This window comes from Streptomyces sp. NPDC006655 (genome assembly GCF_040703965.1).
Classification (GTDB): Bacteria; Actinomycetota; Actinomycetes; order Streptomycetales; family Streptomycetaceae; genus Streptomyces.
The window spans coordinates 1-9875 of the sequence record NZ_JBEYJU010000168.1 but is presented as its reverse complement, the minus strand read 5'-3'; the positions used below and the strand labels follow the sequence as shown (position 1 = coordinate 9875).

Below are 9875 nucleotides of genomic sequence, written 5' to 3'. Positions count from 1 at the left end.
GCACGCCGATCGCACGCACCGAACGCCGCTCCTTCTCCCACGGAGATTCATCAGAAGGGCCCTAACTCCCCGGAGGCTTTGGTCACCCGCGTGGTCGACCCGAACGCCCTCACCGCCGACATTGCCGCCATTTCTCGGCTCTGGCCCAACTTTTGTGGAGCGGTGACGCTCGGTGTTGCTGGGCGTGGTGGCACATCGCCATGCACAGCAGCCGACAGGGGTGTCGGTTGGACGGCCGATAATGCCGGTCATGGCAGATCGTAGTCCGGTCCTCCGGATCATCACCTCGGCAGCGCGGGAGTCCCTGAAGCCGCTGGGCCTGGCCCAGCGCGGGCGGTCGCGGCTGTGGATCGATGATCACGAGTGGTGGCTCGGGGTTGTGGAGTTCACTCCGCCACGGACCGTCGGCAGCGGTCTGTACGTCGGTGCGATGTGGCTGTGGCACGACGCGGACCACCTGGCCTTTCATGTGGACGCAGTCCGGACCGGCCCCCAGCCGTTTCGCACCGAGGACCAGTTCACGCCGCTGGCACTCGAACTCGGCCGGCAGGCGGCCAGGAACGTGACCGCGCTGAGGGAGAAGTTCCCGGCCCTGTCGGAGGCAGCCCGGTACCTGACTTCCAGGCCGGTGCGCCGAGGAGTCCTCTGGGACAGCTTCGACGCCGGGATTGCAGCCGCTCTGACCGGTGACCCGGCCACGGCCCGCGATTACTTCGAACGAGTCCTTCGAGAGGACCCGCTGGCCCCGTGGATGGTCCAGGCCCAGGAGAAGGCACGTGAGCTTCACGTGATCGCGCCAGATCGCGACGCTGTGACTGCCTGGGTCGCTCGGGCCGTCGGCTCATGCCGGAGCAAGCTGGGTCTGGATCCCGTGATGCTCGCGATCAGCTGAACGGACCCACTCGTTGAGCAACAAAGCTGCGGTCAGGCCAGCAGGACTCGCTCCCGCAACAGGCCGAAGACTGCCCGGCCGTACATCTGGCGCTTGAGCATCTTGATCCGGTTGACATGCCTTCGACCGCGCCAGAGCTCCAGGGCGGGGTCAGTCCGGCGGTGACGGCGTCGATGTCGCGGTCGATGCCGGCAGCGAGGGTGTGGAGGCTGGGCAGGTCGTCCTGTCGGACGGCGTCGAGCCAGTCCGGGAGCAGCCGGCCCCGGCGGTCGGTGAGCATCCTCGCGAAGGACCGGACGTGTCGGGTGAGGGCGTCGAGTTCGGGGCACTGGGTGCTACGAACGGCAGGCCGCCCATCAACGATGAAGATCGCGATCTGCACCTGAAGTACTAACCCTGCGTCAAGTCTCCGCCAGGCAGCACCCGTGACGGATGGCCGTAACCCGGATGAGACGTTTGTTCGGGCGTCATCGGTGCACTCGATGAGCTGACACAGCCCTTATTCGAGGAAGCGAGACGCAACATGGGCATCATCGCGTGGATCATCATCGGCCTGCTCGCCGGCGCCATCGCCAAGGCCTTGATGCCGGGCAAGGACCCGGGCGGCATCATCGTCACCATGCTCATCGGCATCGTCGGCGGTCTTCTTGGCGGCTGGCTCGGCAAGGTGATCTTCGGTGTCGACTCCATCGACGGGTTCTTCCACCTGTCCACCTGGATAGCCGCCATCGTCGGCTCCCTCATCCTGCTGGCCCTGTACCGCCTCGTCACCGGCAACCGGCACTCGCATCGCCACGCATAGCCCATCGAAGGCGTACGCCGACGCGACCTGAACAGCTCCCTCCTTGGTTCACAGGGTGGGAGCTGTCAGCGTGTACGGCCACCTCTCCGGTGCCGACCACGGCTAAGAACCGTAAGGGGAGCACTCGATGTCGGAGACCGTCGCGGCCGGCGAGGGGGCCTGGCGGGGGCCGGCGGCGGCACGCTCGTCGAGCCCGCGGGCCGTGTGGATCCGCAGCAGTCCCTCGATGCCGCGCAGCAGGGTCTCACCGGCGAGGACGGGATCGCCGAGGTAGCCGGCGCTCATCGCGCCGTCACGGAGCATGACGAAGTGCCGCCCGGCGTGCTCGGCCTCTGCGGCCGTGATCTCGGCGAACAGTCCGGTGATCGTCTGAAGGAACCACGCGCGGTGTGCTACGACCGCACGGTGGACCGGGTGGTCGGGATCGGGGAATTCCGCTGCCGCGTTGAGGAAGGCGCATCCGCGGTAACCCCGCGAGCTGATCTGTTCGACCAGTGACGCACCGATGCCCCGCAGGATGCCGTCGGCGGGCAGGTCCGCGGCCGTCAGGGAGTCGATCTGTGTGCGGATCGCGTGGTCGACGCTTCCGATGTAGGCGACCGCAAGCTCCTCTTTGCTGCGGAAGTGGCGGTAGAAGGTGGCGTTGGTGACCTTCGACTCGGCGACCAGACGGTCGACGCCCACCGTGTGGATGCCCTCCGCGTAGAAGAGCTGCCCGGCGGTCCTCAGGAGCCGTTCCCGCGCCTCGGAGACTCGCTTGCCAGTGCCAGTGCCAGTGCCAGTGCCAGTGCCAGTGCCGGCTTCCGTCCTCGTCATGTCCCCATCCTAACGGGTAGAACGCTCTCTCTTGTGCTCGCCGAGCGGGTGTGTCAGGCTGCGGACAAAAGACAAGAGAGATCGTTCTCTCTGCCCGTCCAGCCCACTGGAGAATCCCATGACGTCCACCGTCTCCGCCGAGCCCGTCGGTGCCGTGCCCGCCCTGCGCCGGCTGTACGTCGTCCGCTTCGTCTTCGCCCTCGCGTGGGCCGCCCTCCTGTGGGCGCAGGGCTCTGAACTCACCGTCGCTGCCAGGCTGCTGCTGTTCCTCTACCCCGCCTTCGACGTGGCCGCGGCCGTCGTCGACGCCAGGTCGGCGCGCGCCGCCGGGCCGGTCAAGGGTCTGTACGTCAACATGGCGGTCAGCGCGCTCGCCGCCGTCGGCGTAGCGGTCGCCGGCGCGTCGGGCGTCGCAGGCGTGCTGGGCGTCTGGGGTGCGTGGGCGGTCGTCTCCGGCCTCGTACAGCTCCTGGTGGGCGTCGCGCGCCGGCCGATGGGCGGCCAGTGGGCCATGATCCTCAGCGGCGGCATCTCCGTGCTCGCCGGCGCGTCGTTCATCCGAAGCGCCACACAGGACGCCCCCTCGCTGACCGCCCTCGCCGGCTATGCCACTCTCGGCGGGATCTTCTTCCTCTTCTCCGCGATCCGCCTGCCCCGTTCGGCCCCCAGGAACTGAGCAGCCCCTGGTCAGGGGGCCGGCGCCCGGAATCCGGCTGGTGACGCATCCGTGGGCCACCAGCGGGAATCCGAGGTGGTGGACTGGGAGGTGCCTGTGCCGGATGGTGAGAGCCTGCGCCTGGACGAGGTGCTGCGGGCGGCGGAGGATGCCGCGCCGGTGGAGTCGGTCGACGTGGTGGCCCGGAACCTGGAGAAGCGGTTCTCGGCGAGCGAGGTGTCGTTCTGGCTCGTGGACATGCTCGGGCAGGAAGCCGTCCGGCTGCCCAGGGCCGGCACCGTCGCGCAGACACGGGGCAGGACGGAGACCCTCGAACTGGCGGGCAGTGTCCACGACCGGGTGCTGCGCTCCCAGCGTCTGCACCAGGAGCGGGACGAAGAGGGCGGCTGGCGGCTGGTGGCCCCGGTGACCAACCGCGGTGACTGCATCGGCGTTCTGGACCTGACCGTGCCCGAAGCCGATGACCCCGTCCGGGACGCGGTGGCACAGGCAGCACATGCGCTGGCGTACATAGTGGTCACCGACCGCCGCTTCACCGACCTCTACCACTGGGGACGGCGCACCACCACGATGAGCCTGGCCGCGGAGATCCAACACCAGCTGCTGCCCACGGCGTCCTGCTGCGAGGCCGCCCAGTTCACCCTGGTCGGCGGCCTGGCCCCGGCCGACGACATCGGCGGGGACACCTACGACTACGCCCTCGACCAGGACGCCCTCTACCTGTCGATCACCGACGCGATGGGCCACGACACGTCCTCCGCGCTGCTGGCCACACTGACCGTGAACGCCCTGCGCGGCGCCCGCCGCGCCGGACGCGGCCTTCTCGACCAGGCCAACGCCGCCCACCAGGCGATCACCAGCCACGGTCGCGGCATGACCACCGGCCAGCTCTTGCGCATCCAGCTGGAGAACGGCGCCTGTGAGCTGGTCAACGCCGGTCACCCCTGGCCGCTGCGGCTGCGCGGCGAAAGGGTGGAGGAGGTGCCCCTCACCGTGAACATGCCCTTCGGCGTGCCCGCCCCGGTCACCTACCAGGTGCAGCGGCTTGCCCTGGAGCCGGGTGACCGCCTGATCCTGCTCACCGACGGCATGCGGGAACGCGACGCTGCCGGCGTCGACCTTCCCGCCCTCATCCGCGCCACCCGGAAGGAACACCCCCGTGAAGTGGTCCGGGCCCTGACCTCTGCGGTGCACGAGACCTGCGGAGGATCGTTGCGCGACGATGCCACCACCATGGTCCTCGACTGGCACGGCAGCCGCCCCGGACAGCGCCACACCGACGGCGGCTCCAACTCCTGACCCCGGCCGTTGGTCAGAGTCTCTCCCCAGACCCTTCCAGGAGGTCAGGCACCGCTGCCTCCTTTCGTTGGGCGGCCTTCGCACCCGGGCGGTGCGCAGGGGTGGCCTGAGCCGGGACGCAGAGTTCCCCGTCGTGGATCCCGGCGACGCGGTCGGCGGCGCCGAGGTGGGCACGGCCGGACCGCACCCTGTCCGTCAGATGGTTGCATGGTCACTTCTGCGGGCGTCGGTCGCCCGACAGCAGGTGCAGGCGCAGGGCCAGTTGGAGTTCCAGCGTCTGTTCGGGGGTGTTCCAGTCGGGACCGAGCAGCGCCTGGATCCGGTCCAGGCGCTGCACGACCGTGTTCACGTGCACGTGCAGCGCCTCCTTGGTCCGGGTCAGGCTCCCGCCGCAGTCGAAGTAGGTCCGCAGGGTGCTGACCAGTTGGGTGCCGCGCCGGGCGTCGTAGTCCAGCAGCGGTCCCAACGTGGCGGTGACGAACCCGTCCACGTCGTGCAGGTCACCCAACAGCACACCCAGGAAGCCCAGTTCGGCGACGCTCGCGCCGTGCCCGTCGCGACCGAGCGCATGCAGGGCCCGCAGGCAGCGCATGGCCTCGGCGTGGGCGTCGGCGATGGCCCGCGGCCCGGCGGCCGGCCCCGCCCCGGCCACCGTGACCGGAGCGCCGGTCAGCCGGCCGAGCTGCCCGGCCGCGCTGCGGGCCGCCTCCCCGGGACCGGTGCCGTCGCACGGGAGCAGCAGCACCACGGCGCCTTCGTGCTCGGCGCTGACGCCGCCGCCCCCGAACAGGTACTGCACGGCCGCGTCCGCGAGCCGTCCGCGGGCGGCGTCGCCGGTACGGGCGACGAGCACCAGGTGAGGGCGGTCGAGGTCGAAGCCGAGGCGGCGGCCGCGGGTCACCAGGCCGGCCGGGTCGCGGTCGGGCGCGGTGAGCAGATCGCTGATCAGATCGCCGCGTACGCGGTTCTCGGTCTCCGCGACCGAACGTCTCAACAGGAGCAGCAGCGAGGTCACGACGCTGCTGCGTTCGAACAGACGCCGGTCGGGGCCGTCGAGGTCCGGCCGCCCGAACAGCACCAGGCAGCCCAGCAGTTCCTGCCCGGCCAGCACCGCGCACACCCAGCGCCCGTCACGGAAGACCGCGTGGGCGGCCGCGCGTGAGCTCTCCGCCGCGGTGACCAGCGCCGCCGCCTCCTCCTCCGTGCCACCGGCGTCCCCGGGCTCCCCGGCGCGCCCGCCACCGTGCACGGCGACCGAGGTGAGCGGCCGTCCGGAGCCGTCGTGGACCGCGACGTCCCCTTTCAACAGACCGGCCACGGCGGCGGCCACGTCCTGGAGTTCGCCGCCGCGCAGCACCAGATCGGTGAGCCGGTCATGCGCTTCCTCGGCACGCTGCATCGCGACTGAGTGCTCACGGATCACCGCGTTGGCCTCCGCGAGTTCGGCCATGGCGACCCGCGCGTCGGTCATCGACTTGGCGGTGTCGATGGCGATGGCGGCATGGTCGGCCAGCGAGCACAGCAGGGCGACCTCGTCCGGGGCGAACGTGCGGGGCGTGCGGTCCGCGGCGAACAGCACGCCGATGACCTGGCCGCCGCTTCCCGACCCCAGCAGCAGCGGCACGCCGAGAATCGCCACCAGGCCCTCGTCCAGCACACCGGCATCGATGCTGCCGGTGTGCAGGAAGCGGTCGTCGGTGCGGTAGTCGGGGGAGGCGTAGGGGCGCGCGGTCTGCGCCACCAGACCACCGAGGCCCTCCCCGAGCTCCAGGCGCAGGTTCTGGAACAGCTCCGACACCGAGCCGTCGGTGACGCGCATGTAGGTGTCACCGGCCTCCTCGTCGGGCAGCGTGAGGTACGCCGTGTCGGTGCCCAGGAGCATCCGGGCGCGCCGGACGATGGAGCGGAGCACGGCGTCGAGGTCGCGCAGCGCCGCGAGGTCACCGGCGGTGTCGAAGAGCGCGGTCAGTTCCGCCTCCCGGCGCCGGTGCTGTCGCAGCGTGGTCCGCACGCGCAGCGCCGCCTCGGTGGCCCGCTCGACCTCCGCGAGATCCGCGGCCCCGGCCCCGCTGTCGCGGGCCTCGACCGCGACGGCACCGAGGTCCTCGGCAGGGGCTCCGGCGGCGAGGAGTTCGAGCAGGCGGCGCAGATGACGGGTGGCGGAAGCGGGTTCATGCGGCATGGGCGGGCAACCGTTGCGTTGTCGGTGAGCGTGCAGGAACAGCGTATGGGCGAGAAGGGCAGGCCCTGCCGACGAGGGCCGGGCCACTCCCGGCCGGGGAGGGGCCCGGCCCTCGTCGGCAGGGCACGACGGCAGCCGTCAGGCGGACGCGGCCGTCTGACGGTCCGTGCCGGGGTTCCTCGCGGAGTCGTCCGGTTCGATCGCGGCCAGGTCCCGGCCCCTGGTCTCACGGGAGGCGACGACGGCCGTCACGGTGATCAGGGCGGCCAGTCCCACGTACACCGAGATGGGAGTGGAGTCGCCGTAGGAGCCGAGCAGGGCCGTCGCGATCAGCGGGGCCGGCGCGCCGGCCGCCACCGAGGACAGCTGGGCGCCGATGGAGGCGCCGGTGTAGCGCATCCGGGTGGCGAACAGCTCGGAGAAGAAGGCCGCCTGGGGCGCGTACATGGCGCTGTGGAAGACGAGCCCCACTGTGACGGCCAGGACCAGCGCGGGGAACGACCTGGTGTCGAGCAGGGCGAAGAAGGCCCACGACCACAGGCCCACGCCGACCGCACCCACGAGGTACACGGGCTTGCGCCCGACCCGGTCGGAGAGCGCGCCGAACAACGGGATGAGGCAGAACTGCACGGCGGAGCCGATCAGTACCGCGTTCAGCGACGTCTGCTTGTCGATGCCCAGGTGATCGACGCAGTAGGTGAGGACGAACGCGGTGATGACGTAGTACGAGATGTTCTCGGCCATGCGAGCGCCCATCGCGACCAGGATGTCCCGCCAGTGGTCGCGGACGACCGCGACGAACGGCAGCCGCTCGGCCCGCTGTTCCGCCTTGCGCCGCTCGGCCTTGGCCAGCGCCTCCTTGAACAACGGGGACTCGTCGACGGACAGCCGGATCCACAGACCGATCATGACCAGTACGGCGGAGAGCAGGAACGGCACCCGCCAGCCCCACGAGGTGAACGCGTCGTCGCTGAGCACGGTGGTCATCAGGGAGAGCACTCCGACGGCGACCAGGTTGCCGGCCGGTGCGCCGCCCTGCGGCCAGGACGCCCAGAATCCGCGCCGCTTCGCATCGCCGTGTTCGGACACCAGCAGCACCGCGCCGCCCCATTCGCCGCCCAGGGCGAAACCCTGGACGAGCCGCAGGGCGGTCAGCAGCACGGGAGCGGCGACACCGATCGTGTCGTAGCCGGGGACGCAGCCGATCAGGGCGGTGGACAGCCCCATCATCAGCAGACTGATCACCAGCAGCTTCTTACGGCCGAGCCGGTCGCCGAAGTGACCGAAGACGACGGCGCCGATCGGACGGGCGGCGAAGCCGATGGCGTAGGTGAGGAAGGACAGCAGGGTGCCGGTCAGCGGGTCCGACTCGGGGAAGAAGACGCGGCCGAAGACCAGGGCGGCGGCCGAGCCGTAGAGGAAGTAGTCGTACCACTCGATGGTCGTGCCGATCAGGCTGGCGGCGACGATCGTGCGCAGTCCGCTCGGAGTTCTGGAGGTACCTGGGTCGTTCACGGCGTTGTGAGCGCTGGGCATGGTTGTCACCGTTTTTCGAAGGGATGGGGGAGCTGCGCCGGGCAAGGGCGGCACACGGTCGAAGGGCGTTCAGTGGGCCGTCCAGCCGCCGTCCAGGGGGATCGAGCTGCCGGTGAGGTAGCCGCTGCGCTCGGTGCACAGCCACAGCGCGGCCTCCGCGACCTCGGCCGGCTCGATCAGCCGCTTGATCGCGGTGCGTTCCAGGAACACCTGGTCCATCACCTCCACGGCGGGGATGCCGTGCGCGAGTGCCTGGTGGGCGATCTGCTCCTCGACCAGCGGCGTGCGGACGTAGCCGGGGTTGATGCAATTGCTGGTCACGCCATGGGCGGCGCCCTCCAGGGCGACCACCTTGCTCAGGCCCTCCAACGCGTGCTTCGCCGTGACGTACGCCGACTTGTAGGCGCTGGCCCGCAGACCGTGCACCGAGGAGATGTTGACCACCCTGCCCCAGTGGTGCTCGTACATGTGGGGCAGCGTGCGGCGCAGGATACGGAACGGAGCCTCCACCATGACGCGTTGAATCAGTGTGAAGCGCTCCGGGGGGAACTCGTGGACGGGGGCGACGTGTTGCAGACCCGCGTTGTTGACCACGATGTCGGCGTCGTCCGGCAGCGCGTCCACCGCCTCGGCCTGGGAGAGGTCGGCCACGACGGCGACACCGTCGATCGCCGAGGCCACCTCCTTGGCGGCCTCGGCGGCCCGGTCCACCACGTAGACCTCGGCGCCGGCCGCGGCGAAACCCTCGGCGCAGGCCCGGCCGATCCCGCTGGCCGCACCGGTGACCAGGACCTTGCGGCCGGCGAGAAACCGGCTCGAGGCCAGACCGGGCCCGGTACCGGGGCCAGGGGCGGGGCCGGGATGCTGGTGCGAGCCCTCCTGGGGGCCCTTGGTGCTGTCCATGGCCGAACACGGTAGGGAGGAGCCACGTGGTGAGACATGTGGGTCGCCCACACATTTTCGCCCGCCGGGATGGCCCCCACCACCACGTGTCAGAGCGGCATCGCCGACACTATGGGTGCGCGTGCCCTGCCCGGCTCCGCAGTCCCGGGCCCCCTCACAAGTCGCCGGTCGGCCGCCGGTCGTACGGTCCGCTTCCAGCAAGCCGGTACGACAGCGGGCCGGGTCCGGTCGAGTACCGCCGACCGGCCCGATCCGCCGGGCGCGACCCGAGCGCGAACAGAACATGGGCCTGTACGACGTCGCCGTCACCCACACCCTGAAGAAGACCTCCGCGGGTTACTTCGTGATCGCCGACTCCGGCTGCTGAACAGGCACGAGACCCCCGGCTCCTCGGACGGCCAGCAGTCCGCCGGCCCCCGCGCCGGGGCCGTTCGGCCCTGTGGCGGGGACGGACAGCACCTGCCCGGCAGGGCCTGCCCCGTCCGATGCTGAAGGCGAGCCGAGGAGGGCCACGTCATGGTCCGTTACGTGTACGACTTCCACGAGGGCCGCCGTGAGATGGCGGACCTGTTGGGGGGCAAGGGCGCGAACCTGGCCGAGATGACCCGGCTCGGCCTGCCGGTACCGCCGGGATTCACCGTCACCACGGACGCCTGCCGCGCTTTCCTCACCTCAGTAGGTGTTTTTGATCCTGCGCCGAGAAGCGAGCCTGACGAGGGACACTGCTGAGGATCAGCGATCTTGTGCAGGTTGAAGGCTGCCAGCAGGA

At 70.5% G+C, this 9875-nt stretch carries 9 protein-coding genes and 2 pseudogenes; 6 read left to right on the top strand and 5 right to left on the bottom strand.

What is annotated here, in order from left to right:
* The first annotated feature begins 250 nt into the window (after positions 1–250).
* Positions 251–892, top strand: a complete 642-nt coding sequence (locus AB0958_RS42930) for a hypothetical protein (protein WP_366895923.1) — start codon at positions 251–253, stop codon at positions 890–892.
* A gap of 32 nt (positions 893–924) precedes the next feature.
* Here AB0958_RS42930 and AB0958_RS42925 read toward each other — a convergent pair.
* Positions 925–1088 (bottom strand): annotated as a pseudogene (locus AB0958_RS42925) (ISL3 family transposase); the annotation flags it as partial.
* A gap of 327 nt (positions 1089–1415) precedes the next feature.
* On the opposite strand from AB0958_RS42925, the gene AB0958_RS42920 reads away from it, so the two are divergent.
* Positions 1416–1694 carry a GlsB/YeaQ/YmgE family stress response membrane protein gene (locus AB0958_RS42920; RefSeq protein WP_366895922.1) on the top strand — a complete coding sequence of 93 codons (279 nt, stop codon included), beginning with the start codon at positions 1416–1418 and terminating at the stop codon, positions 1692–1694.
* Positions 1695–1796: 102 nt separating this feature from the next.
* Here AB0958_RS42920 and AB0958_RS42915 read toward each other — a convergent pair whose 3' ends face one another.
* Complete coding sequence (locus AB0958_RS42915) at positions 1797–2510, bottom strand: TetR/AcrR family transcriptional regulator (RefSeq protein WP_366895921.1); 714 nt, start codon at positions 2508–2510, stop codon at positions 1797–1799.
* A gap of 118 nt (positions 2511–2628) precedes the next feature.
* Between AB0958_RS42915 and AB0958_RS42910 the strand changes: the two genes are divergently transcribed.
* Together AB0958_RS42910 and AB0958_RS42905 are read left to right on the top strand one after the other, a co-directional pair.
* Complete coding sequence (locus tag AB0958_RS42910) at positions 2629–3186, top strand: hypothetical protein (RefSeq protein ID WP_366895920.1); 558 nt, start codon at positions 2629–2631, stop codon at positions 3184–3186.
* A gap of 96 nt (positions 3187–3282) precedes the next feature.
* Complete coding sequence (locus AB0958_RS42905) at positions 3283–4485, top strand: PP2C family protein-serine/threonine phosphatase (RefSeq protein ID WP_366895919.1); 1203 nt, start codon at positions 3283–3285, stop codon at positions 4483–4485.
* 211 nt (positions 4486–4696) lie between these two features.
* Here AB0958_RS42905 and AB0958_RS42900 read toward each other — a convergent pair whose 3' ends face one another.
* From AB0958_RS42900 to AB0958_RS42890, 3 genes are all read right to left on the bottom strand, one after another.
* A complete protein-coding gene (locus AB0958_RS42900) occupies positions 4697–6667 on the bottom strand; it encodes a helix-turn-helix domain-containing protein (RefSeq protein ID WP_366895918.1) in 1971 nt (656 codons plus the stop codon).
* A 138-nt stretch (positions 6668–6805) separates the two neighbouring features.
* Positions 6806–8203, bottom strand: a complete 1398-nt coding sequence (locus AB0958_RS42895; protein ID WP_366895917.1) for an MFS transporter — start codon at positions 8201–8203, stop codon at positions 6806–6808.
* 69 nt (positions 8204–8272) lie between these two features.
* Complete coding sequence (locus tag AB0958_RS42890) at positions 8273–9106, bottom strand: 3-hydroxybutyrate dehydrogenase (protein WP_366895916.1); 834 nt, start codon at positions 9104–9106, stop codon at positions 8273–8275.
* A 121-nt stretch (positions 9107–9227) separates the two neighbouring features.
* On the opposite strand from AB0958_RS42890, the gene AB0958_RS42885 reads away from it, so the two are divergent.
* Both AB0958_RS42885 and AB0958_RS42880 read left to right on the top strand, forming a co-directional pair.
* A complete protein-coding gene (locus AB0958_RS42885) occupies positions 9228–9473 on the top strand; it encodes a hypothetical protein (protein WP_366895924.1) in 246 nt (81 codons plus the stop codon).
* A gap of 149 nt (positions 9474–9622) precedes the next feature.
* Positions 9623–9781 (top strand): annotated as a pseudogene (locus AB0958_RS42880) (PEP/pyruvate-binding domain-containing protein); the annotation flags it as partial.
* Positions 9782–9875 lie beyond the last annotated feature (94 nt).